The organism is Granulicella paludicola, from assembly GCF_025685545.1.
In the GTDB taxonomy this organism is placed as follows: domain Bacteria; phylum Acidobacteriota; class Terriglobia; order Terriglobales; family Acidobacteriaceae; genus Granulicella; species Granulicella paludicola.
In genome coordinates this window covers 584143-607906 of sequence record NZ_JAGSYC010000024.1, presented here as the reverse complement: position 1 = coordinate 607906, position 23764 = coordinate 584143, and the positions used below count along the sequence as shown (strand labels likewise).

The following is a 23764-nucleotide window of genomic DNA, read 5'->3' as shown; positions in this document are numbered from 1 at the left end:
CCATGCATATTACCCAAACCTCCTGAATGCATCGCAGTCGAGGTCATTGATCTCACTGAAAAACTGAAAGCCTGCTCCTCAAGCATGACCGGAGAATGCTGCTACTACATTCCTCCAAATGATTGGGATCCCCTGACTATATCGAGCACGCAATGGCGTAATGGACGTGCTTTCCCGAACGGTGTCACTGACCACAACAGATCCGGACCGAAAGATTGCGACGGTCGAGTTTGGCAGTGGGATCGCACCGAACGTCACTGGGATGTTCAATTTGGTGACGATCCACACATCAAAATTAACCACGAAGGCAGGCGGTCTAATTAGACGTTTCTCCACCGCTCACGGTAAACCTCTTGATAGACCGGATCGCCACAGATGCAACCCAGCTCTCGAGGTCTCGGCCTCAGCCAGCTTTTTGGGGGAGCTTGCAGAACATCATCCCAACTGATCAGTGGTTCCTTTTGCGCTAGATCAGACAATGCGGGCTGGGTGCGCTTTAAGAGCTCTGCTGCCATTAGGGCACCTGCGAGTACAGATTGATGGGCTAGAGGCACAACCTCTACGTTTTTCACTCCTGGAAGATCGATGGGCACAGCGCCGCATACAACGTCGGTATAGAGCTCAGCAAGCGGTCTATCTTTCCAAGCAACGAGAGCGTTTGGTGGGACTCCCAGCTTTTTTGCCGCATGCCTTCGTTCCTCACCACTCAATGGGCTGCGTGTCAGCCAGAGTTGAACTGCTCTCTCCTCCTTGAGACCAAAAGCCATGGCAGCTTGCTGAACTGCAGAGAGACCCTGCCCGTGCGGATGATATAAGCACGCTAAGCAGGCCTGTCCATTGTCGAAAGCATGCCACGAAGCACCGAGCGAGCCGTCGCCGGTCCATCCGTTCACCAAAAGACGTGGCAGAAGCGCTTGGCCTGTTCTCCGACCGTCCACATTATCCAGCGAGATGCATGTCGTAGGTAACTGATGGCCATTCGCAACGTATCCTTGCAGCGTACTTTGGATCGATTTGACACTGAAATGGGAACTTCTCAGAATCCGTTCTGCCAAAACCACTTTCGGTTCGTCTACGTCCGAAGTCTCAGCTAATGTATAGCGCTGGAGATTGGAAAGCGAAACTGTCTCGTGATCAACCAGAGTCAAGGATCCTGAGGTCACTTCATCCCGCGACATTGCCCAAATGGCAGCGTTCCCAACTGCACCGACTCCAACAAACAGAACTTCTCCAATTGATGCAGCTGACAATGGAAGATTCTTGCCAGAACTCTCGGTGAAATCCAGCAAAGAAAGGCTCACGTCGCGATCAGCTGAACGCTGGAGAAAGACGCGTCGAAAGACTTCCGACCACGCCAAGGCTGCTGCTGCGGTCGCCGCGTAAGGATTTACAGGTCCTTCCTCAGCTTGGAAGACACTTCGCAATTCCGCGACCCAACCTGAAGCAGAAACGTTGATTGAGCGAGGCGGCCCACTGATCCCAACTGCGACAGTGAGTTCCCCAGGAGATTCATCGCAAAACTCGATTTTGGGATTGATTGCCCGAGCAATCTCTTGCAGTCGTACTCGCTGGGGTTCACTCGCAGTGATGGCAATGATTGGATATAACCGAGCAGCCAGATTTATCGACATCTCCGCGATCATCTGCGAGTTCCGGGACAGATGATCGCCACAGATTAGGCCAACGCGCGTGGCCGATAATGCCTTCGAAAGGCCATCACGTGTAGCCGAGACGTGCTTCCCAACTGCACTGTAAATACGACCGAAAAAGGGTGCAAGTGCCATCTATTGTTTTGCCTCCGGCACTACCCATCCGATATGTATAGCGAGTTGACCAGATGTTTGAATTGGCGAGATTTGACTGCGTACCAAATCAACGGTGACGCGCCATACAGCAATTATGAGAGTAAATAGACTCATCTGTTCGCGATAAAGTAGCCAGTCGTCCCCGACATGCTGAGGATGTTCATGGTATTCGCGTATACCTCTAAGACAAAGAAAAGGCCGGTTCGTATTCGGATGAGAAGGCAAGAGAACTTCATGAGCTCCACGTTGCTTCTCGAACTCAAATGCGCGAAACATTGTTTCGTATTTGAGTGCCTGATTTGTTACCGGATCTAAAAATTCAAGTGAAGGTGCAACGAGATCATAGTCAGTCAGATCAAATCTTGCTTTGAAGCCGGCGGCAGCCAGACTGGGTACCTCAAACATGGCCATCGCACCGGGAGGTGTCGGCATACCTGGAGGCGGCGGCAGAAGTACACGTAAAGGGCCGCGAGGAGCGTAGAAAACCTCCACGTAGGGAAAGGTGGAAGCAGCAAGAACGAAGATGCCACGCTTCTCAAGGAGGCCACGCTGTTCGGTAAGCTTATTATGCTCAAGAGCAAATTTTCTTCGGCTTAGCTCCGGATCAACGCGCATGCGTTCCGCCCGCACCAACCTTTAGACTGAGGAACAAGCGAGCGTTATCTTGTAACTCAAGTTTCTCGATTTCACGCCCCATTTCAAGCAGAACTCCATCTTCATTTCTCACTTCCCACTCTGCAACATCTCTGCGACCTGTATTCCCACTCTCGTGCAAGGCTTTTTCTACGGCCACACGGAGCAATTCCTTTGGTGAACAAGCTACCCGGAAGTCTTCACCGTTGATGATAAAAACCAAGAAGAACTCATGTTTGCGATGATGCTCACGCTCACGTTCGAGCTCTTTTTCAGTTCGCTCTTCGCGCTTATGGAGCTCTTCAAGGGCTTCTTCAAGCCGCTCTTCCTCGCGGTGCTCCTCATTCAATTCTTCTTTGAGATATCGCTCGTTTTCCGTCTCTTCATGCTCGTCGTCGCGACGCAAACTCTCGCTCATAGATACCCTCGTAGTACGCCTTTTCAATCGTATTCTATTGCGACTTCAATGGCGAAAGCAGATTAGTCAGCATCGTAAGCCATCGACTTGATGGAGTCGTGGTTTGCCGGCAAGGAACTGCGTATAGGGATTCCAAAAGATCGATTACGCTCGATAAACGAACTCCAGGACGCCTCCGCAAAAATTCTTTACGTTGGTTTGGTGGAGGCTAAGTCGCCTCGTGCATTTCTTTGGCCATAGTTTGGGCATAGAAAAACGAATCCGAAGATGGGTTTCTTCCTTCAAACCACTGATTCTATTGGTGCCGGGAGGGGGAATCGAACCCCCATGGAGTTGCCTCCGGCGGATTTTGAGTCCGCTGCGTCTACCAGTTCCACCATCCCGGCCAGTGGTCATGCTGACACCTCCAGTATCGCATGCTCGCCAGCTTTACTCCAGCGGCTTCAGATCCTCCAGCATCGTCGGTATCAGCTCGGCCACCGTGGGATGAATATGCACCGACCGCCGCAACAGCTCCGCCGGCTTCTTCGCGTACATCGCCGTCAGCAGGCAGTGGATCGCCTCATCGCCGCCGACGCCGAAGATCGTCGCGCCCAGGATCTCATCCGTCTCGGCATCCACCAGCACCTTCATCAGCCCGCGCGATTCGCCCTTCTCCAGCGCGCGTGCCACCCTCGTCATCGGCCTCACGCCGATCTTCGCTTGGCGCCCGCTCTTTCGCACGGCCTTCTCATTCATGCCAATCTGCGCCAGCGGAGGATCGATGTACGTCGCATGGCACGAGATCCGATCCGACACCTTCCGCGGATCCTTATCCAGCAGGTTCGCCGCCACAATCTCGTAGTCGTTGTAAGAAGTATGCGTGAACCCACCCTTGCCGTTGCAATCGCCCATCGCCCACACACCGGCAACATTCGTCTGCAACTCATCATTCACGCCGATGTAGCCCTTCTCATCGGCAGCAATCCCAGCCGCCTGCAAGCCGAGATCATCCGTATTCGGCTGCCGCCCCACGGCCAGCAGCACATGCGATCCCACCACCTCAGGACTATCCACGGCACACGTCAGATGAACCGCCACACCCTCTGCTCGCTTCTCCAGGTGGATGCATTCAGCGTTCATACGGAACGCAATTCCCTCGGCCTCCAGCGTCTCCTGCACGGCCGCGCAAATGTCTTCATCCTCATGTCCCAGCAGATTTGCCGCACGCTCTACCACCGTCACGCGAGAGCCAAATCGCCGAAACATCTGCGCAAACTCCAGCCCTACATAACTACCACCCACCACTACGAGGTGCTCCGGAAGTTCATCCAGCTCCAGGATCGACGAACTCGTCAGATACGGCACACCCTCCGGCACCATCTCCTTCGGCGCCCGAGGGCGCTCGCCCACGTTCACGAAGATATGCTTCGCCTCAAGCAGATCATCGCCCACACGCACACGGTTCGCAGCTTCAAAGACTCCAGTCCCGCGAAACAAGGTGCAACCTTCCATGCCACCAAGCCACTTCTCCAGGCCGTCATGCGAAGCCGCCACAATCTTGTCCTTGCGAGCCTTCACGGCGCGCATATCGACAGAGACCTCACCTGCATTCACACCGAACTCATTCGCTCGTCGCGCCTGGAACGCAACCTTCGCACTTGCCACCATCGCCTTCGTAGGTGTGCAGCCGCGATTCACGCACGTGCCACCGACAAGATCACGCTCGACAATCGCGACCTTCCAGCCGGCCTTCGTGAGTCGTCCCGCAAGCGGAGGTCCCGCCTGCCCTGTTCCTATAATCACTGCATCGAATGTCTGTTGCATCACGCCTCGTCCACAAATTGGGTCAACAGCCTTTGGATGCACACAGCAACTACAGCGTTACGCGCGCGCAAACCGCCGTTGCCAGGAGTACGCCAGCCGCGCCAGCACGCCGCTCATCAGGTAGCCAAGCGCCATCACCATCAGCGCGTAGCGGTGCCACTCGAACATCACCGCGATCACTACCGCCAGCAGCACCAGCAACCGCACCGGCTTGCGTGCACTCATGTCGATCTCTTTGCCGCTCCAGAAACGCCAGCTGCTCACCATCAGAAAGCCTGTAAAGGCCACCAGTCCGAGCCACAGCGTCGACATCCACAAGCTGCCTACCGGCGATCCACCTTCAAAGTGGATCACCGCACCGATCACGCCTGCGCCGGCCGGAATCGGCATGCCCACAAAATACTTCCGTCCTGGCCTGCCCGGGTTCTTCGGCTTCGGATTCACCGAGATATTGAAACGCGCCAGTCGGCACGCTCCGCAGATCAGGAACAGGAAGCAGATCACCAGGCCAAAATGCAGCACCCGTTCCTGCACCCCAGGATACGTGCCCATCTGCACCTGCCGTACGCCCCACAGGTACGCCAGCAAGCTTGGTGCCACACCGAACGTGATCACATCCGCCAGCGAGTCCAGTTCACGCCCAAACTCGCTCGCCGTGTTCGTCATCCTCGCAATGCGCCCATCCAAACCATCGAAGATGATCGCAAAAGCAATACCCAGCGCTGCGCGATCGAAGTATGGCTGGTTCAGCGGGTCCGCAAGCCCCGAGCCGCGGATCGCCTGCATGATGATGTAATAGCCGATCGCGATGTTGCCCGCCGTGAACAGCGACGGCAGCACATACATGCCCCGCTTCGCAGGCGGGCGCTGTATCTTATGCTCTTCCATCGCCGATTCGGCCATAGGTTACTTCTTCCCTGTCGGCATCGCAGCCAGAACGCTGCTGCCGCCCTTCACACGCTGGCCCACCTTCACCCGCAACTCGACCTCTGCCGGCATCAGCACATCCACACGTGATCCAAACTTGATCAATCCCATCAGCTGCCCGCGCTCCACGTGATCGCCAGTCTTCAGGTTGCATACAATCCGTCGTGCCAGCAGTCCGGCAATCTGTTTGAAGCTCACCGAGTAGCTACCCGCATCAATCGTAATCAGCGTCTGCTCGTTATGCACCGCAGAGTCCGGCCGCATCGCATTCAGGAACAGACCCTCGCGATGCTCTACCAGCGTCACCGTCCCACCGACGGGGACGCGGTTCACATGCACATCGAACACGCTCAGAAAAATCGTCACACGCAGCCGCGTACCGCTCGTCGTCTCGATCCAGTCGGCCTCTTCGACCTTGCCGTCACCCGGAGAGACAATCAATCCCTCACCCACCGGAATCTTGCGCGAAGGATTGCGAAAGAACCACAGAAAAAACACCGCCAGCAGCACCGGCACAGCCGTCAACACGCTGATGTGCGTGGTAAACCAAACGATCGCAGCTACGGCCAGCAATGCCAGCCCATAAAAATATCCGTCCCGAACCATACCGGCGATTATACCTTTCGCACCTGCAAGATCCGTCCACTACTCGCAGCCCGATCTATCGTGGAGTCAACACAGCTGCCATCAGCACCGCATCCTCAACCGGCCCCGCATAATACCCTTTGCGCATCCCCTGCTCCACGAACCCCAGCCCCGCGTACATCCGTCGAGCCATAACATTCGAAGCCCTCACCTCAAGCTCCATCGCCACAGCCCCACGCTCCTCGGCCCACCGCATGGCCGCAAGACACAACGACTTGCCAATCCCCTGCCCGCGGGCCTCCACTTCGACCGCAACACTCTCAATCTCGGCAACCCCCGCCACCCCGCCAATCACCACGAACCCCACGACACCAAGCTCGCTCTTAGCCACCATCACGCACCGCAACTCCCCTCCTTCGGTAAGCAGCCCCGACCACACACGCTCCCCCCACTGCGGAGCCTCCTCACACCCCCGCTCCACCCGCAGAATCCCCGCAACATCCTCAGCCTCACCAACCCGAATCATCAAAGCTCTGTTCTCTCAAAATCTCTTGTCTCTTATCTGAGCAGCAGCCCTTCGCAGCCACATCGTCCAATCCCTACTCCCTATTCCCTACTCCCTGTTCCCTTGCCTTTATAAATATCGCTCTCGCGCCGAACATAGTTCGCATCGCCCAGCGTCATCGAGCCGCCATCCGCCGCCATCCGCAGCAGCGGCGCAACCGCATCTCCCACCGAAAGCCCCCGAACCCGCACCGCAACCCCTTCCTCCCGCAGTCGCTCTGCCACTCGCTCTTCTGCGACTACCACCTCGCGACCTCCAGCCACCGCCCGCAACTCCTCAGTCGTCGCCAGCCACTCACGCCCATCGGCATCGCGCAGATAGCACTCGCCACGCCCTGCATCGAGCGCTACGACCCCCTCCGCAGCCGCAGCCTCCCACAACACCGCCAGCCGAGACACCGTCAACATCCTCACCTGCGCCGCCTCGCTCAGCCCCTTCCCCGCGGCCATCCCCACGCGCACGCCCGTAAACGATCCCGGCCCACTCACCACCCCAATCGCCGTCATCTCCTGCAACGAGCACCCAGCCCGCGACAGCACCCGCTGCACCGCCTCGACAATCTCCGCCGACCCACCACCCCGCGACAGCTCCTCACTCGCCATGACCAATCCATCCGCACTCACAGCCACGCCCGCACACTCGCCGCACGTGTCCATCACCAGCATTCGAACTTCCTTCTTCATCGCATCATTCACGCTCTCCAGCATACCGTCTGCACCCATAGGAACACCGCCTCTCGTACCCCTTACACACACCCAAATCCGGTTGCCTGCACCTCCATTTACAGATAAAGTCTGGTCTATGTCCTCCCTTTGCAGCTGCAGCAAACCTCTCACTCTTGGCCTCGTCGCACTGACTCTCTGCCTTTGTGGTTCCACGCTGCCAACGCGCGCTCAGGACACCAGCACCACCCCTTCGCCGGACACCACGACCCCAAACTCCGTCGTCCTGCCCCCCACCAGCACGCGTCCCACCACGCCGCTGGCCATGCCGCCCGCTGCCCCCAAGCCGCACGCCATCATCCTCCCTCCACCACCGGATGACCCCACACCAGCACTCAAGACCGTCGCCAAAAAGCCAGCAGTCAAAAAGCCCGCTCCTGCCGCAGCAAAGCCCGCATCCACATCAGCTCCTGTAGTCGCCACAAAGCCCGTTGTCGTTATTCCAGCAACACCTGCGCCCGTACCAGCCTCTCCTGCTGCTACCCAGCAATCAGCCGCACAGCCAGTCCCACAGGATGTCTCCCCCATCGCTCCTGCAGCCACACCGCAGGCCGACGCCGACGCCCTCAACAAAGGCGCTGGCACCTTCGGCTTCTACGCAGGAGAAACCCGCGAACAGATCATCGCCGCCATCGGCAAAGATAACGTCCTCAAGCAGTCCGGGGACATCCTCGAAGTCGCCGCCTCCCCCAAGCCCGACCCCAACTTCGAAACCTTCCTCCTCATCGTCGGCCCGCAACAGGGACTCGTAAAGCTCATCGCCACCGGCAAGGACATCGACGGCGACCCCGCAGGTCACGCCATGAAGGAGCAGTTCACCGCCCTCAAGACGAGCCTGGGCGCAGGCTACGGCGAGCCCTCCGACAACTTCGACTTCCTGGACGTCAAAGCCAAGCACCGCGCACCCGGCCAGTTCATGCTCTCCCTCACCGATACCGAGCGCACCCTCGCCGTCTACTGGACCAAGAAAGACTTCGGCAACCAGATCACCAGCATCTCGCTCAACGGCAACGGCCTCGGCAACGAAAAGGGCTACCTTTCCCTCGAGTACGAGTTCGCCGGCTACCACGCCTACCTGCTGGCCAAGAAGTAGCCACAGCGGCTCTGATATGCCAAAGTAAAAAGCCACGACCGGCATCCCGGTCGTGGCTTTTCACAGCTCAGCACCAACCCCTTTACGGCTTGGCACCCAGCTTGGCGTTCTTGATGCCGAGCGAGTACGGCGTCACCACCGGCGTCGCCGCGCCGACAACCTCGATCAGCGAACCGGCACTGTACTCCACAACCCAGACATTGCCTGAGCTGTCGACCTGCGCGCCACGCGTTCCATTCTGCCCAGGGAACGCGAAGTTGCCGATGTACACGCCATTGTTGTTGAACTCCGCCAACGAACTCGTCGCCGCAGACGTACCTGAGAAGCCGACCCAGATATTCCCGGCTCCATCCACGCCAATGCCTTCCGGGTTCGTGCCATTGCCGCCCGGCACCGTGAAGCCGGCCGTACCCGAAAGAAAGTTACCCGTGCTGCTGATCTCCACCAGGTTATTGTTCGCCGAGCTCACAAACCACGCATTGTCGCTGCCGTCCACCGCCACGCGGGTTGAAGCGTTCAGCCCGTTCCCGGTCAGGTTGTACGTCACCGTGTTGTTCGCGGTCGGCACCTTCTGCACGTTGCTCGAAGAGAAGTCAGCCGCCCAGAACGACCCCTTGCTATCGATCGCTGAACCCTCAATCGACTGGAAGGCGGCGTTCGTATTGGTGCTCATTACTGTGCCTGCATTGTTCAGCTTCACCAGGCTGGTACCGTTCACGCTGCCGACCCACACATCGTTGTTGCCATCGACTGCAACCGAGTACGGTCCGTTGAAGCCCGTCGCCGTGATGCCAGCCTGCACCGTCCCGCCAGCCGAGTTGAACTCCTGCAGCGTGCTGGTCGTCTGACTCGTCACCCACACGTTGTCGTTCAGATCGATCGCCAGCGAGGTGCCTCCGGCAACGCCCGTCGGAGCATATTGAATCACGCCGAGATTGTTGAACTTCGTCGCGTTCGTCGTGTTCGCCACCCAGATGTTTCCCTGACTGTCGATCGCCGCGCGGTACGGCAACCAAAGCGGGTTCAGAAGGGTCGAACCAGCATTGTTCGAGTACACAATCGGCACAACCCAGCTGTTCGGCGCCGCCGTAAGGCTGGGGCTGAACGGTACGTTCCCCGTCGGCAGGTTATACAGCGCTGAAGAGAAGTTGCTCGCGCTCGTCGCCGACAACGGCGTTACCGTCTGCACACCCGAGCTGTTCGTCGTACCCGTACCTTCACCCTGCCCAAAGCTCGCGATGTTGAACGCCGCCTGCGCAATATTGAACGCCTGGTGCCCTGTCTTGAGCGACGAGTTATACGTCGTCGTGTCATACACGCCGTTGTCCGATGCGTACTGGAATAGATTCTGGCAGGTCGTCGAAAGAGTTCCGCTGAACGTCACTGGCGTCACGCCCGTAGCCGACGTAATGCGGTACGTGTTCTGCGAATCCACGCACGCCGCCAGAATGTTACCCAGGCTGTCGAGCGTCGTCTGCGGCACAACGCCATTACCACCCGCCGTTACCGTATTCGCCAAATGGCCTTCACCGGCAAACGTAGTCGACACCGGTCCACCTTGGATGTTGTACAGGTTCGCCGCCGTCAACGCCGCATTCGCAATACCCTGCAGCGCCTGCGTCGTTCCCGACGATCCGATGTGGAACTCGTCGTTGCCCGCCTGCGAGGTAGCCGACGAGTTCACGAAGCCCGCCAGCGCATACGCCGTAGCCACCGTCGAAACCTCGTTCATGTACACATAGTTGATCACACCCTGGAATGTGCCTGAACTCGGGCAGATGCCCAGCATCGCCATGTTCACCGCGCTCGGATTGAACGTCGGCAGGAGCGCCGCCGTCATACCGGCTGGCGTATAGGTCCCGGCTGTTCCCGTCGTCGAAGACAGCGAAAACTGCGTCGTCGAAAGCGCTGTCGCTCCCGAACCCGCGATCACGCCTGTACCCGTCGGCGTGAACGTCGTTCCGCTAAACGCACCTGAAATCGTCACTCCCTCACCGATATACGCCAGCTCCGGGGGAACACTCACCGTGAACGTATACGTGTAATTGCTACCCGACCCCGTCACCACCACCTTGGAGATGGCATACGTATAGTTTGCCGCCGAAGGAAAGCTCGGATCGCCGCCGTACGCGATCAGATACACCGGAACGCCCGCATCGCAGGTATAGTCACCGGAGATGTTGAAAGCTCCCGTCAAATCCGTCTGTACGCCGTAAAAAGGCTTGCCTGCCGCATCGGTCGCAGGCACAAACTCATCGCTGGGATTACCGGAGTTCGTCCACGAACCGTTCTTCGTCGTGGCGCCGGTGGTGTTCAGCAGACCCTTGACCACCGATCCATAGCCGGAGGTGCCAGGCTCCACGAGGTACACATGGGCACCTACGAGCGGAGCGTGACCACCATAGTTGCTTCCAGTGATGGAGCCAACTTGCGTGGCCGTCGGATTTACCGAAGCATCAGGGAAGCTGAAGCTGCCGCCGGAGCAACCGGTCAGACCGGTCGCAAGAAGGACAGAGAGAGAGAGGGAAAGGGAAAGCGAACGCACGTTTAACAACGAAATTCTCCAGAAAACTACAAATCTTAGGGGCCTGTCTAGGGGCTTTACTAATAGTACGGTCCAATTCCCATTTCGGACTTCGTAAACCGCGCTACTTGATACCACACAAGGGGTATAAAAACTTTGCGACCCCGGAACCTCTTGCCCTCCAGCAATTGCCCCAAACCCGCATAGGCCGCTTTCGATTCCACAAGAAAAATAGCCCTCGGCCCAACCCTATAAATACGTTGCACCTCCCAAATCTGGGCACAGCTGTCAGCGTCACTCCAAAAGCAAAGGCCCCGGATCTCTCCGGGGCCTGCGTACTTTCCTCACAACCACTACTCGGCAGCAACGAGAATCTCTTCCCGCACAGCCTCGTCTTGATGGGCCTCGACTGCACCCTTCGGCAGAGCTACCGCCAGTACATCTTCGATGCGAGTTGCATAGTGAATTCGTACCCCGGCTATCTGCTCGGCCGTCAAGTCTTCCTCCACATTCGTCTTCACATCGATCGGCAGGATCACATCCAGCACCCCGGCGCGCTTGGCCGCAAGGAACTTCTCCTTGATGCCACCCACCGGCAGTACATTGCCGCTCAGCGTGATCTCACCCGTCATCGCCAGCAGCGGATGCACCGGCCTGTCAGTCAGCAATGACACCAGTGCCGTCGCCATCGTCACGCCAGCACTTGGACCGTCCTTCGGGATCGCTCCCGCCGGCACGTGGATGTGCAGATCGATATCCTTCAGCACATCCTCATCCAGTCCCAGGGCCGAAGCATTCGACCGCACCCACGTCAGCGCAGCCTGCATAGACTCCTTCATCACGTCGCCGATCTGCCCGGTCATCGTGAAGCCGCCCTTGCCCTTCATCTTGTTGGCCTCGATGAACAACACATCGCCGCCAGCAGGAGTCCACGCTAGTCCGACCGCAACGCCCGGCCGCTTCGTGCGCTCGGCAATCTCCGTATCCACGCGCACCTTGATGCCGCCAAGGAACTCGTGCACCACCTCAGGCGTAATCACCAGCTTCGGCATCCTGGCGTTGTCATTTTCAGGCAATTCTTTGTCATTCCGCAGCGAAGCGGAGGAATCTGCATTTGGAAGCACCTCTGCCTCAATCGGCACATACTCCGCCACCTTGCGCGCCGTCTTCCGGCAGATCGTTCCAATCTGCTGCTCCAGCTTTCTCACGCCAGCCTCGCGCGTGTAATGCCGAGCCACCAGGCCAACAGACTCCGTCGGAAACTCGATCGTCTCCTCCGTAATCCCGTTCTCCTTGATCTGCCGAGGCACCAGGTATCGCTCCGCAATGTTGACCTTCTCCTCTTCGGTGTAACCCGTGAGCTCGATGATCTCCATGCGGTCCAGCAGGGGCGCCGGAATCGTGTCCAACTGGTTCGCCGTGCAGATAAACAGCACCTTACTCAAATCGAACGGCTGATCCAGATAGTTGTCGCGGAACGTGTTGTTCTGCTCCGGATCAAGCGTCTCCAGCAGAGCGCTCGCCGGATCGCCACGGAAGTCGCGACCAAGCTTGTCAATCTCATCCAGCATGAACACCGGATCGTTCACGCCGACCCTCTTCAGGTGCTGAATGATCTGTCCCGGCAGCGCGCCGATATACGTCCGGCGATGTCCGCGGATCTCCGCCTCATCATGCATACCGCCCAGCGAGATGCGGCTGAACTTACGGTCCAGCGCCCGGGCGATCGACCGTCCCAGCGAGGTCTTACCCACGCCCGGAGGCCCGACAAAGCAAAGAATCGGCCCTTTCATATCCGGCTTCAACCGCCGGACACTCAAGTAGTCCAGAATGCGGTCCTTCACCTTCTTCAGGCCGTAGTGGTCCTCATCCAGAAACTCCTTCGCCTTCTTGATGTCCACCTCGCCAGCCGAGCCCTTCGACCACGGCAGCACCGCCAGCCACTCCACATAATTCCGAGTCAGCGAGTAATCCGCCGCCGCAGGATTCATCCGGCTCAACCGGCTCAGCTCCTTCAGCGCGTCCTTCTTCACATCCTCCGGCATCCCGGCCGCCTCGATCTTCTCCTTCAGGTCAGCCACATCCTTCTGACCTTCGTCGAGATCGCCCAGCTCCTTTTGAATCGCCTTCATCTGCTCACGCAGATAAAAATCGCGCTGGCTCTGCTGTACCGAGTCCTGTACCTCGCTCTGGATCTTGTTGCGCAACTGCTGCACCTCAAGCTCCTTCGCCAGCTGCCCATTGATCATCTCTAGCCGCGACCGGACATCCGTCTTCTCCAGCAGATCCTGCTTCTCGATCGTCGTCAGAAACGGCAGACTCGCCGCAATAAAATCCGCCAGCCGCGACGGCTCATCGATGTTCAGCGCAATCGTTTGCAGATCATCCGACAGCGTCGAAGACGCGCTTACAATCTCCTGAAACTGCTCAAGCACACTGCGCTGCAACGCCTCCAGCTCAGACGACTCCGCCGCCAGCGTCTCGCCCAGCGGCTCATATTCCGCCGCCAAGAACGGCTGCGTCTGTGTGAATGCCCCCAGCTTCACCCGCTCCGTACCCTCCGTAAACACAAAGAGGCTCTGGTTCGGCATCTTAACAACCTTATGTACGGTAGCGAGCGTTCCCACCTCATACAGGTCGCCTCCATCCGGAGCATCCTGGCGGGCATCCCGCTGCGCCACCACAAGGATGGTCTTCTCTTCACCCAGCGACTGAATCAGCTGGATGGAACTCTCTCGTCCCACCGTCAGCGGCAGCACCGCGTGCGGAAAAAGTACCGTATCCCTCACGGGCAAAACAGGATACGACCGCGCACGACCTTCGCTCTCGCCCGGTTTATCGGTGCTCGGCTTGATGACGCTTACAAATTCATTTGGCATGTTGAGTGTCCCTTTATCAACTTTCTTGTATAGGATGCACTACAACCCGCATCCGTCGCAAACTCACCCTCAGTCCATCCCCACTTCATCGGCCATCCGCGCCCTCCAAATAGGATGCTGCTCCCACCTTTCCACGCCTATTCCCAGCGCCCTATTCCCTACACCCTGCTTTGTTGATAGCCTAGACCCATTGCGGGAGTGGTGAAATGGCAGACACGCAGGTCTTAGAAGCCTGTGCTCCGGCGTGGGGGTTCGAGTCCCCCCTCCCGCACCAACCTCTTAAAGCCCAGGAAACCCAAGCTCATGAGCCAGGCACGTCCCGAACCGCGCATCACTCTTTCCAAAACTCCCGACTACCGCGACTCCTACGCCAACAGCGTCCAGGTCCGCCTCTCCGTCTGGGACTTCATGCTCGTCTTCGGAACGCTCAGCAGTCAATCTCCTGAAGAGGTTTCTGTCGAAAATTTTCAGGGCATCTATCTCAGCCCGCAGCAGGCCAAGGCCTTGCACAACATCCTCTCCCACAACCTGGCCCAGTACGAGGAAACCTTCGGCCCCATCTCGCTCGACACCCCGCAGCCGAATGCCCCCCTCCAGATCATCCCCGGCGGCCCCATCCACTAACTCTCTTCATCCACCGCGCTCACACAGCCCGACCGAACAAGGTCGGGCTTTCTCGTTCTCACAACCGACGTCCACTCCTCGCTCACACACTCTTAGCTTTACGCTGAACAAAACCCGGTCCCGCCTTAACGCCCGGGTGCCGGGTGCCCCATCCATACGCAGCTTCCTCGCGGATGGGTGGGATGAACACCGTCCACACCTCCACAAACCCTCACTCTTCTTACCCTCCACTAAAATGGAGCTTTCCCTCGAGGTCAGCCCCACGTGCTCCACCGCGCCGCAACCCGCCTTGTCTCAGTTCGCTCTTCGTTCCTCTTCCCCCTGTTCTTCATTGCGGTCGCGCTCACCCACCTCACCCTCCTCCGCCTCCCCTACTTCTGGGACGAAGGTGGCTACTACATCCCAGCCGCCCTCGACTTCTACCACCACGGCTGGCTCGTCCCGCACTTCACCAACGCCCACCCGCCGCTGCCGAACGTCGTCCTCGGCACCCTCTGGCACCTCACCGGCTTCCACATCCTCGCGACGCGCCTCATCGTCTGCGCCTTCGCCGCCGCCGCCCTCCTCGCCGTACTTCGCCTCACCCAGAGTCTTCTCGGCCCCACCGCCGCCTGCACCGTCACCCTCCTCACCGCCGTCTACCCCATCTGGTACACCCAATCCACCCTCGCCCACGCCGACATCTTCGCCGCAGCCTTCACCCTCTGGGCCTTCGCCCTCTACCTTCCGCAAGCTGTGTGGTTCACCTCCCCTCTCGAACCTTGTCATCCTGAGCGCAGCGCGCAGCGCGAAGTCGAAGGACCTGCTCCAGCAATCCCCACAGATAGGTCATCTCGACCGGACCCTGAGCAAGCGAAGCGCGCCGAAGGGAAAGTGGAGAGACCTGCAGTTGCAGCAGCAAGCGCCGCAAGCGGAAGCGTACTCCCTACTCCCTACTCCCTTCTCCCTGTCGCCCTCCTCTTCGCCCTCGCCGCCCTCTCCAAAGAAACCGCCATCCTCGAGCCAGCCACCCTGGCCGCGCTCGAGCTCTATCTCCTCTTCCGCAACCCCTCCCAGCGCCGGACACACCTCCGCTGGCTCGCCGCCCTCAGCTTCCCGCTGCTCCCGCTGGTTCTCTGGTACGCCTTCCACCACCACATGACCGGCTTCACCTTCGGCAATCCCGAATATCTCCGCTACAACGCCACCGCCAACTTCACCGCCGCCCACATCTTCCAGGCCATCCGCTACCGCTTCGTCCACCTCTTCTGGCAGCGCAACATCTGGCTCCCCATCCTCCTCGCCCTCGCCTGCCTCTTCCTCCCAAAACGCCCCACCCGCTCCAGTGGAAATAAGCTGTCATCTCAACCGGAGGCCGCAGGCCATAGTGGAGGGCCCCCCGCACTTGCAAGAGCGAGCGCCGAAGGCGCGAGCGCACTCCCTTCTCCCTACTCCCTATTCCCCGTTCCCTGCCTCCTCATCCTCTCCAACTGGCTCGCCTTTTCCATCCTCGGCGGAGCCCTCCTCACGCGCTATCTCCTCCCCATCTACCCGCTGATCCTGCTCCTCTGCGTCTACCTCTGGCAGCAGCGCACGCACTACGCCGCAGCCTTCACCGCCGTCACAGCTCTGGCCTTCATCTCCGCCTGGTGGATCAACCCGCCCACCGCCTTCGCCCCCGAAGACAGCCTCACCTACCGCGACATGATCGTCGCCCACCAGCAGGCCATCGACTACGTCGCTCAGCACTACCCCACCGCGACCGTCCTCACCGCCTGGCCCGTCACCACCGACCTCTTCAAACCCGAACTCGGCTACGTCCAGCACCCCATCAAGGCCGTCGCCCTCGAAGACTTCACCCGCCCCTCGCTGCAGCCCTTCGTCGCCGAGACAGCCAACACCGGCATCGCCAGCTACGATACCGCCATCGTCTTCACCACCCACTTCGTCGACCCCAACCTCCGCCGCTACCTCATCGCCCACCCCAACACCCCCCGAGGCCGAGCCTTCGCCACCAGCCACGACCTCACCCCGCAGGAGATCGCCACCCTCCTCGGCGGCACCGTCGTAGCCAACTTCGACCAGCACGGCGAATGGGCCGCCGTCCTCCGCTTCAACCGAAGCTACGAAGCCCGCCTCATCCACTGACCTCGAGTCACTGTCGTTAGCCTCATTTTTCCTTGTCATTCCCGAAGGGAATCTGCGTCTACGTTTCCCTTGCGAGATGTGGGTCCGCAGGATGCCACCCACACCGCCACCATCGAAGGGGCACGGCTTCAGCCGTGCCATCAACGCCCCACCCAACGCGTGTTTCCTTGCTGCCGCAGGCCGGAGTGTAGCGAAGCGAAACGACTGACTTGCCTTCCTCGACACTGCCACCACCCTCACCGCCAGCTAAACTAAACCCGATGCGCTCCCTCGACCGCTGGCTTCAGGGGCATGAGTTCGCTGCCAGTCGCGACGCCCGCCGCCCAAATTGCTGTCAAGCCCCCAACCTCCGCCACCACACCTCAAACCATTGACTTTAGACCACTTACACCCCTAAAAACAAATGCATATTCGCTGGCTCAGCGAGCTATACTTAAATTAGAGCTTGAGAAAAAGGGCGCAACGCCGCCTTTGGACTCGCCAATCTCGATGCACCCTTAGGCCACCGAAAGCCAGACCTAACCACCCTGCAATGAAAACTTTGACCCCAAAAGTATGGGGGGAGGGGTAGCTACCCCAGCATCTTCACCAGCACCAGCGCATCACGACCTTCGCCATAGAATGCAGCTTCGGTCCGTGAATACGCAAACCCGATTCGCTCATAAAACCGAACAGCAGCCGCATTGTCGGTCCAAACGTGAAGTCCCAGCAACTCGCATCCAGCTTCCCCCGCAAGTCGCTCGACTTCAGCCATCATCAAGCTAGCCAGACCGCGACGACGAAACGCCAAAGCCACATCGAGCGTCACCACATAACCGACGCGAGGAACGCCTCGCTCCACATGAACGATGCAGAAGCCAGCAATCTCGCCGTCTTCCTCAGCAATGACAACGCGAGCCTTCTGCACCTCGGCAAATCGCCGCATCGACGACCGCGAGAATCGAAACTCCGCCTCGAAGCACACGTCATCGAGAGCAACCATCGCATCCAGGTCGCTCGGAAGATAAGCTCTCAACTTCAATGAATTGTCATCCTGAGCGCAGCGAAGCACCTGCTTTTGGGACCAACTACGAACGCCAGCTAAACTGCAACCGTAAAGCTGTCCTCGCTGCGCGTCACCTCGCGATACAGCGTATCGCGCTCGAACGGCACGCGGCCAGCTTCGGTGATCAGTCGCACCAGATCCTGCCTTCGCAGTCCTTGCGGCGTCTTCGCTCCGGCATCGTGATATATCTTCTCTTCCACCACGGTTCCGTCGATATCGTCCGCTCCAAATCGCAGCGAGATCTGCGCCATCTTCGGCGTCACCATCTGCCAGTAGCTCTTGATGTGCGAGAAGTTATCCAGCAGCAAACGGCTCACAGCAATCTGCCGAATGTCTGTCATCCCAGTCGACTTCGGCAGATGACTCAGCGCCGTGTGATCCGGATGAAAGCTCAGCGGAATGAACGTCTGAAAACCGCCAGTCTCGTCCTGCAAGTCACGCAGCTTCATCATGTGGTCTACGCGGTCTTCGTCGTTTTCGATGTGTCCGTAAAGCATTGTCGCATTCGACCGCAGCCCAGCTTTGTGCACCAGCCGAGCCGTATCGATCCACTCCGAGCCGTCGATCTTGTGGTCACAGATGATGTGCCGAACGCGGTCAGCAAAGATCTCAGCTCCGCCACCCGGACAGGAATCGACGCCTGCCGCAACCATCATGTCGATAGCCTCGGCAATCGACACCTTCGCCTTCTTCGCATAGAACGCGATCTCCACCATCGTGAACGCCTTCACATGCACCTGCGGATAGCGCTGCTTCAAACCCTTCACGAGATCGAGGTAGTATTCGTACGGAAGATCAGGATGAAGACCGCCCACAATATGGAACTCGGTCACCGCTTCGGTCAGTCCTTTACCAGCAGTCTCCCAGGCCTCTTCGAGCGCCATCGTGTACGTGTCCGCTTCGCCCTTCTTGCGGCCAAAGGCGCAGAGACGGCAGCTCGCAACACAGATGTTCGTGGGATTGATGTGGCGGTTGACGTTGAAGTACGTCATGTCGCCATGCAAGCGCTCGCGCACCAGGTTCGCCATCCAGCCAACCGCAAGAATGTCGCCCGTTCGATACAGCGCAAGGCCGTCGTCGAAGGTCAGGCGTTCACCGTTCTCCACCTTGCGAGCAATCGGCTCAAGCGCGGGATCATCGGTCTGGAAGCTGTGGCGAGGGCTGGTTATTACGGACGTTGCGGCCATGCCTCTATTCTACCGCCGCGACAGGTGCGCATCGCAACCGACGCGCACCTGTTACCGCGCAATGCTACGGCTGTGCAGAAATTGCAGTCGCAGCAACAGCCGAAGCGGGAGATGTTCCAGGATTCAGCGGTGCCACTGCAGAATCGACCATCCGCGGCTGCACGACAACGCCATCGAACAACGTCGCTGCCACGAGATGATCGCCAACCGGACGGGCAAACCGCAGCTTCCAGCCACTATTCCAGTAGTTCACCTTGTAGTCCGGAACATGCACTGCAAACACGAAGCTCGACTGCGCCGTCGTTACTAGCAGTCGCTGATTTGGAGCGTCGAAGTAGATGGAATCCACATCGTTCAACGCCAGTCCAGTCGTCGGCTGCCACGACTCACCCTGGTTCGACGACCGGAAGAGCCCTTCGCGTCCACCTACCCAGATTGTCTTCGTATCGTCGATCGCCAGCGCCGAAACCTGCGTCAAGCCAGCAGGAAGCTCCACCGGCTTCCAGCTCTGCCCTGCGTTGCTGGAGACCTGCATCTGCTTTAGCCCCGCAGCCAGCAGCGTGTGGCCGTCGATCGCTACATATCGGACCTCGTCCATCTTTAGTGACGAGACACGCGTCCATCCATTGCCGAACGCGTCGCCGCGCAGCAAACCGTTCGATGTGCCTGCATAGATCGCATTCACCTCGGGCGTGATGGTATAGATCAGGTCATCAAGATGTTCCGCCGCAGCCGCTTTCTTCGCGCCTGCGGATTTTTCGCCCCGCGGCCGAACAGCTACGCCCTTCGCTCCCACGACGACGACCGGGGGTTTCTCGCTACTCGCATGGAGAACGCCTGTGTCCAGCCAGTTGTCGTCCTGCAGGCGAAAGATGCCTCGGTTCGTTCCAGCGAGGATCACGCCATCCTGCGTCGCGGCAAGGCTGAAAACATCGCGACCGCCGAGGCCGGAGCTCTTCTGCTGCCAGCTAAGGCCCGCGTTGGAGCTGGTGAAGACACCGCCAACCTCCTTATCGTTCACAACTCCCACATAGAGACGCGCAGGATTGTGCGGATCGGAGGCATACGCAATGATCTGTCGCGCGGAGAACCCGCCATTTGAACTATGAAAGCTCTCGCCAGCGTTTTCGCTCGCGAGAACGCCGCCACGATCGGTCGCGAGCAGTACGTGGTCAGGGTTTTCGGGATCGATATACACGTCGTTGACGATAAGCTCCGGGCCGGTGAGACGGCTCCAGTGCTCTCCACCGTCGAGCGTGCGATACAGGCCTTCCGTGGTGCCAGCGTAGACCGTGTTCAGATGCTTGGGGTCCTGCGCCAGCTTGCGCGTGCGGCGCGCCGTCGATGGAATCCCTTGAACCTTCTTAAATTCGCCCGCAGCGTTCAGACTCTTGTAGATGCCTGAACATGCGCTTGCGTAGACGACCTTAGGCTGCGTCGGGTCGATGATGATCGAGAACACATCCGAATCGTCGATGATGCCATTCTTGATGTTTTCCCAATGCGCTCCGCCATCTATGGTCTTCCAAGGCAGATGCCAGGTCCCCGCATAGATCACCTCGGGATTAGTCGGATCAATGGCGATCGACTCCACCTCATGAATTTCGGTGCTGGCCGGAGGGCTGATTTGGCTCCAGTGTGTGCCATTGTCCTTTGAGCGGAAGACGCCACGAAGCGTACCTGCAATCAAGATCTGGGGATCGCTCGCCGAGCGTGCGAGGGACAGGACGGCCTGGCCGTGCATCTCCGCCTGCGCGTACCAGTTCTGGCCACCATCTTCGCTGATCCAGAGACCTCCATCAGGATGTTCCGGCGTGAATCCGCCAACGATCAGGCGAAGCGGATCCTTTGTGTCGGCGAGGATGTGGTCGATCACAAGGTCGTTGCGATGGGCGATCTGGGCCACGCGCTTCCAGGTAATTCCCCCATCATGCGAGTCATAAACCCAGCCCGTCGCTGTGCCGAGATAGATATGCTTTGCGTCGCGGGGATCCGCCGCGAACGCGCGGGCATCGCCGCCGAACGGCCCGAGGGGAAACCAACTGACCTCAGCATAAAGCGACGCCGAGACAGATAAAAACAGTGAGGCAACAGCCGATAGACGAAAAGCGCGCACGTTCAACAAGATTCTCCCAACAAACAGGCTATCGCAAGCCAGCCCTCCAGAGGTGCGGAGTTGTACAGATTCCGGTACATCGGCGAGCGAGGCCATCCACAAAAGAAGAAGGCCGGCTGGGAGAGTCCCAGCCGGCCTTCGGTTGCAGCTTCGTTTACTTCTTGTGCTTCATGCCCATACCCGAGCGGGGGATGGCCTTGACAGCGCTCTCATCGACCGGCGTGATGCCCGTCATGTCAAGCGTTGCGCCAGCCGGGATCAGCATGGTCGAAGCAGAGTTGGTGCCTGCGGTGCCGGTGTAGACAGAGATGCGCGAAGCATCGATGCCCTTCTCGCCAACCAGGTAAGCCTTCTCATTGACAGCGCGCTCAGCAGCCTTCTTGGTCGCTTCCTTCGTTGCCATCTCTTCCTTACGCGGGGTGCTCTTGCCCATGATCTTTACGGGCTCGGAGTTACCGGTAATGGCGAGCTTGGCATCTGCCTGACGCTGAGCCGTGAGAGCGATGTCATCGAGGCAAGCCTTAGCCTCGTTGTCAACGCGCGTCGGGCGGCGCTTGTCGCGGTCGAAGTTGATGCTGCACAAAGCTGTTGCCTGCGGTGCCGGGGGAGCCGGAGGAGCCTCAACCGTTACCGTAGTCTGCTGCGAAGCGGTCATACCCTTGCTGTCTACGACGTTGCAGGTGACCGTGATGGTACCCGGCGCTGCGCCAGAGGTAGAGAGCGTAGCCGACGACGTGTTGCCGTTGATGGTGCCGGCAGTCGACGAATAGCTGTAGGTCAGCGGGTAGCCTTCGGGGCTGCTGCCGCTTGCCGTGATAGTGGACGAATCGCCAGGCTTCACGGTCGACGGATTAGCCGAGCAGGAGACCGTCGGAGGCAGCGGAGCGCTGATGGTTACAGGAACCGAGCAGTCAGCCATTGCGTACGGCTTCTTGCCATATTCCACGTGACCCTTGACTGCGTAGGTACCCGGCGCGAGGCCAGCGGTATCGACAGCAGCCACACTGGAGGTGCCAGAGACCTTAGCACCGCCATCAGCCGTCCATGCGTAGGTGGCAGGCTTCTTGGGATCCAGGTTCGCAGCCGTTCCCGTTACCGTGACAGGGTCACCCGGGTAGATAGCACCGGTCGGAGCCGTCACAGCGCAGGTGTAGGTGACCTGCGGCGGAGGAAGGATGCTACCGAAGTGCAAGAGAAGACCGGAGCTCAACTCAGCTGCGCCGATGTTTGCACGGCCGCCAAGAACGCCGCCGGTCGGGATCGTGCCTGCAGGACCGAAGTCAGCGTGGATGTAGCGGTAGTCAGCCTCAAACAGGCGCAGACCGAGGCGGTGATGAAAGAAGGGCAGGTCATAGTCCATACCGCCGCCCACCAGCAGTCCAGGGCCCCAGGTGTAGGGCTCGTGCTCAAACAGAGCAGCACTGGTGCTGTTGTTCGGTCCGGCGATCTTTACGCCGCCAGCGAGGCCGTGCGCGAAGAGCGTGAAGTTCTGCATCGGAGCGCGGAAGATGGGACCGGCATAAGCGCCATACAGGCCGTCGTTGTTGCCGTTCGGGTTCGCGATGAAGGCAACTTCGCCGCCGACGTACTTGTTAAAGTAGTAAGCACCGCTGCCGATTGCACCCTCATCGACCGAGGAGTAAGGCAGGCCAAAAGGCTTGACCTGACCGTGCGCGCCGAAGTACGAGTAGCCCATAAAGATGTCTACACGCGAAGGATTGGGGCCAGTCATGGCAGTGCTGGGCGCGGTTTGCGCAGTGAGGCTGGTGGCACCTAGGGTAACCGCACAAGCAGCCAGAACAAACCGACTGATATTGCGTAACGGGCGATAAGACATTCGACAATCCTCCACGAAATTAGTACTAAAGTTACAAAGGCCGGACAAAGAGTTGACTTTTTGTGAGATGGCAGTCCGGTCCAAGAGGTTTCCCACAAAGTTTACAGCAGTTGACTTCTGTGTCCAGAAGAAAATCCGCAGGTGACGAGTTTCGCAATAGCTACCTGCTCACCGGCCGATGTATGACGAAAGAAGCGTCAAACGTCGAGCAAGTGACAGGGGTTGGGTCCTAACCCAGGTTGAGGGTCTCCTTAATAGAGCCCTTGCTAGCCTGAATCTTCTCCTGCAACAGGGTGATCGCGTAGAGCAGTTGCTCGGGTCGCGGTGGGCAGCCCGGGACATAAACGTCCACTGGAATGACCTGATTCACTCCCTGCAGCAGGGCGTAGTTGTTAAAGACTCCGCCTGAGGTCGCACAAGCGCCCATCGAAATAACCCACTTCGGCTCCGGCATCTGCTCGTATAGACGTCGGATGACCGGAGCCATCTTCTGTGACACGCGACCAGCAATGATCATCAGGTCGCTCTGGCGTGGCGAGGGTCGAAACACCTCAGCTCCGAAGCGGGCGATATCGTAACGCGAACCGCCCATGGACATCATCTCAATTGCGCAGCAGGCCAAACCGAAGGTCATAGGCCAGACGGAGTTTTTGCGAACCCAGTTAATGGCTGCGTCTAACGAGGCGAGCACGACGCCTTCGGGTTGTTCATCACCCCAGTTCACCTCATCCAGCTTGTCGCGGTTTTTGCCGAAGCTGTCGAGCGTGCCGAAGATGTATCGGTCGTTTCGCTGCGGTATTTGCGCCTTGGAAGTGGTGGTGGAGTCGGTATCTTGAATCATAAGTCTTAGTATACGGTGTGATGCGCTTCA

18 protein-coding genes and 2 tRNA genes are annotated in these 23764 nt (G+C 58.8%); 4 read left to right on the top strand and 16 right to left on the bottom strand.

All coding sequences use genetic code 11. From position 1 onward, the window contains the following. Positions 1-320 precede the first annotated feature (320 nt). From OHL14_RS11800 to tsaB, 9 genes are all read right to left on the bottom strand, one after another. On the bottom strand, positions 321-1784 hold the full coding sequence (locus tag OHL14_RS11800; protein WP_263379545.1) for a HesA/MoeB/ThiF family protein: 1464 nt from the start codon (positions 1782-1784) through the stop codon (positions 321-323). Further along, on the bottom strand, positions 1785-2420 hold the full coding sequence (locus OHL14_RS11795) for a putative metal-binding protein (protein WP_263379544.1): 636 nt from the start codon (positions 2418-2420) through the stop codon (positions 1785-1787). It abuts the gene before it with no gap. Next, a complete protein-coding gene (locus OHL14_RS11790; protein ID WP_263379543.1) occupies positions 2410-2856 on the bottom strand; it encodes a DUF2604 domain-containing protein in 447 nt (148 codons plus the stop codon). The genes OHL14_RS11795 and OHL14_RS11790 overlap by 11 nt, the downstream gene beginning before the upstream one ends. Positions 2857-3155: 299 nt before the next feature. Beyond that, positions 3156-3242 (bottom strand) — tRNA-Leu (locus OHL14_RS11785). A 43-nt stretch (positions 3243-3285) separates the two neighbouring features. Continuing rightward, positions 3286-4662: an FAD-containing oxidoreductase gene (locus OHL14_RS11780; RefSeq protein ID WP_263379542.1), complete on the bottom strand. Its 1377-nt coding sequence runs from the start codon at positions 4660-4662 to the stop codon at positions 3286-3288. Between the two features lie 57 nt (positions 4663-4719). Next, positions 4720-5565, bottom strand: a complete 846-nt coding sequence (gene pssA / locus OHL14_RS11775) for a CDP-diacylglycerol--serine O-phosphatidyltransferase (RefSeq protein WP_263379541.1) — start codon at positions 5563-5565, stop codon at positions 4720-4722. Positions 5566-5568: 3 nt separating this feature from the next. Next, complete coding sequence (locus tag OHL14_RS11770) at positions 5569-6195, bottom strand: phosphatidylserine decarboxylase (RefSeq protein ID WP_263379540.1); 627 nt, start codon at positions 6193-6195, stop codon at positions 5569-5571. A 55-nt stretch (positions 6196-6250) separates the two neighbouring features. Continuing rightward, entirely contained in the window at positions 6251-6700 is a 450-nt protein-coding gene (locus OHL14_RS11765) for a GNAT family N-acetyltransferase (RefSeq protein ID WP_263379539.1), read from the bottom strand. Between the two features lie 80 nt (positions 6701-6780). Then, the gene (gene tsaB / locus OHL14_RS11760; RefSeq protein WP_263379538.1) at positions 6781-7461 is read right to left on the bottom strand and encodes a tRNA (adenosine(37)-N6)-threonylcarbamoyltransferase complex dimerization subunit type 1 TsaB; all 681 of its coding nucleotides are present in this window, start codon (positions 7459-7461) and stop codon (positions 6781-6783) included. Between the two features lie 79 nt (positions 7462-7540). Here tsaB and OHL14_RS11755 point away from each other — a divergent pair, with 79 nt between their 5' ends. After that, on the top strand, positions 7541-8554 hold the full coding sequence (locus tag OHL14_RS11755) for a hypothetical protein (RefSeq protein ID WP_263379537.1): 1014 nt from the start codon (positions 7541-7543) through the stop codon (positions 8552-8554). A gap of 82 nt (positions 8555-8636) precedes the next feature. Here the strand turns inward: OHL14_RS11755 and OHL14_RS11750 are convergent, their stop codons facing one another. Both OHL14_RS11750 and lon read right to left on the bottom strand, forming a co-directional pair. Then, positions 8637-11099, bottom strand: a complete 2463-nt coding sequence (locus OHL14_RS11750) for an NHL repeat-containing protein (RefSeq protein ID WP_263379536.1) — start codon at positions 11097-11099, stop codon at positions 8637-8639. Positions 11100-11431: 332 nt separating this feature from the next. Beyond that, positions 11432-13957 carry an endopeptidase La gene (gene lon, locus OHL14_RS11745; protein ID WP_263379535.1) on the bottom strand — a complete coding sequence of 842 codons (2526 nt, stop codon included), beginning with the start codon at positions 13955-13957 and terminating at the stop codon, positions 11432-11434. A 192-nt stretch (positions 13958-14149) separates the two neighbouring features. On the opposite strand from lon, the gene OHL14_RS11740 reads away from it, so the two are divergent. The 3 genes from OHL14_RS11740 (at position 14150) to OHL14_RS11730 (ending at position 16708) form a co-directional block, all read left to right on the top strand. After that, positions 14150-14231: transfer RNA gene (locus OHL14_RS11740), tRNA-Leu, on the top strand. Positions 14232-14260: 29 nt separating this feature from the next. Beyond that, on the top strand, positions 14261-14581 hold the full coding sequence (locus OHL14_RS11735) for a DUF3467 domain-containing protein (RefSeq protein WP_263379534.1): 321 nt from the start codon (positions 14261-14263) through the stop codon (positions 14579-14581). 264 nt (positions 14582-14845) lie between these two features. After that, positions 14846-16708, top strand: coding sequence for a glycosyltransferase (locus OHL14_RS11730; RefSeq protein WP_263379533.1), 1863 nt, complete (start codon positions 14846-14848; stop codon positions 16706-16708). A gap of 571 nt (positions 16709-17279) precedes the next feature. Here the strand turns inward: OHL14_RS11730 and OHL14_RS11725 are convergent. The 5 genes from OHL14_RS11725 to OHL14_RS11705 all read right to left on the bottom strand — a co-directional run bounded on the left by OHL14_RS11725 (position 17280) and on the right by OHL14_RS11705 (position 23734). Then, on the bottom strand, positions 17280-17723 hold the full coding sequence (locus OHL14_RS11725; protein WP_263379532.1) for a GNAT family N-acetyltransferase: 444 nt from the start codon (positions 17721-17723) through the stop codon (positions 17280-17282). A gap of 65 nt (positions 17724-17788) precedes the next feature. Continuing rightward, positions 17789-18940 carry an aminofutalosine synthase MqnE gene (mqnE, locus tag OHL14_RS11720; RefSeq protein WP_263379531.1) on the bottom strand — a complete coding sequence of 384 codons (1152 nt, stop codon included), beginning with the start codon at positions 18938-18940 and terminating at the stop codon, positions 17789-17791. 64 nt (positions 18941-19004) lie between these two features. Continuing rightward, positions 19005-21056 (bottom strand): WD40/YVTN/BNR-like repeat-containing protein, encoded by a 2052-nt coding sequence (locus OHL14_RS11715; protein ID WP_263379530.1) that lies wholly within the window; start codon positions 21054-21056, stop codon positions 19005-19007. A gap of 154 nt (positions 21057-21210) precedes the next feature. Next, positions 21211-22893 (bottom strand): hypothetical protein, encoded by a 1683-nt coding sequence (locus OHL14_RS11710; protein WP_263379529.1) that lies wholly within the window; start codon positions 22891-22893, stop codon positions 21211-21213. A 229-nt stretch (positions 22894-23122) separates the two neighbouring features. After that, positions 23123-23734 (bottom strand): NADH-quinone oxidoreductase subunit B family protein, encoded by a 612-nt coding sequence (locus tag OHL14_RS11705; protein ID WP_317890413.1) that lies wholly within the window; start codon positions 23732-23734, stop codon positions 23123-23125. Positions 23735-23764: the final 30 nt, after the last annotated feature.

Bases quoted from the DNA above. Each gene is read 5' to 3' on its own strand.
- OHL14_RS11800 (WP_263379545.1), bottom strand. From the start codon at position 1,784: ATGGCACTTGCACCCTTTTTCGGTCGTATTTACAGTGCAGTTGGGAAG.
- OHL14_RS11795 (WP_263379544.1), bottom strand. From the start codon at position 2,420: ATGCGCGTTGATCCGGAGCTAAGCCGAAGAAAATTTGCTCTTGAGCAT.
- OHL14_RS11790 (WP_263379543.1), bottom strand. From the start codon at position 2,856: ATGAGCGAGAGTTTGCGTCGCGACGACGAGCATGAAGAGACGGAAAAC.
- OHL14_RS11780 (WP_263379542.1), bottom strand. From the start codon at position 4,662: ATGCAACAGACATTCGATGCAGTGATTATAGGAACAGGGCAGGCGGGA.
- pssA (WP_263379541.1), bottom strand. From the start codon at position 5,565: ATGGCCGAATCGGCGATGGAAGAGCATAAGATACAGCGCCCGCCTGCG.
- OHL14_RS11770 (WP_263379540.1), bottom strand. From the start codon at position 6,195: ATGGTTCGGGACGGATATTTTTATGGGCTGGCATTGCTGGCCGTAGCT.
- OHL14_RS11765 (WP_263379539.1), bottom strand. From the start codon at position 6,700: ATGATTCGGGTTGGTGAGGCTGAGGATGTTGCGGGGATTCTGCGGGTG.
- tsaB (WP_263379538.1), bottom strand. From the start codon at position 7,461: ATGGGTGCAGACGGTATGCTGGAGAGCGTGAATGATGCGATGAAGAAG.
- OHL14_RS11755 (WP_263379537.1), top strand. From the start codon at position 7,541: ATGTCCTCCCTTTGCAGCTGCAGCAAACCTCTCACTCTTGGCCTCGTC.
- lon (WP_263379535.1), bottom strand. From the start codon at position 13,957: ATGCCAAATGAATTTGTAAGCGTCATCAAGCCGAGCACCGATAAACCG.
- OHL14_RS11735 (WP_263379534.1), top strand. From the start codon at position 14,261: ATGAGCCAGGCACGTCCCGAACCGCGCATCACTCTTTCCAAAACTCCC.
- mqnE (WP_263379531.1), bottom strand. From the start codon at position 18,940: ATGGCCGCAACGTCCGTAATAACCAGCCCTCGCCACAGCTTCCAGACC.
- OHL14_RS11710 (WP_263379529.1), bottom strand. From the start codon at position 22,893: ATGTCTTATCGCCCGTTACGCAATATCAGTCGGTTTGTTCTGGCTGCT.
- OHL14_RS11705 (WP_317890413.1), bottom strand. From the start codon at position 23,734: ATGATTCAAGATACCGACTCCACCACCACTTCCAAGGCGCAAATACCG.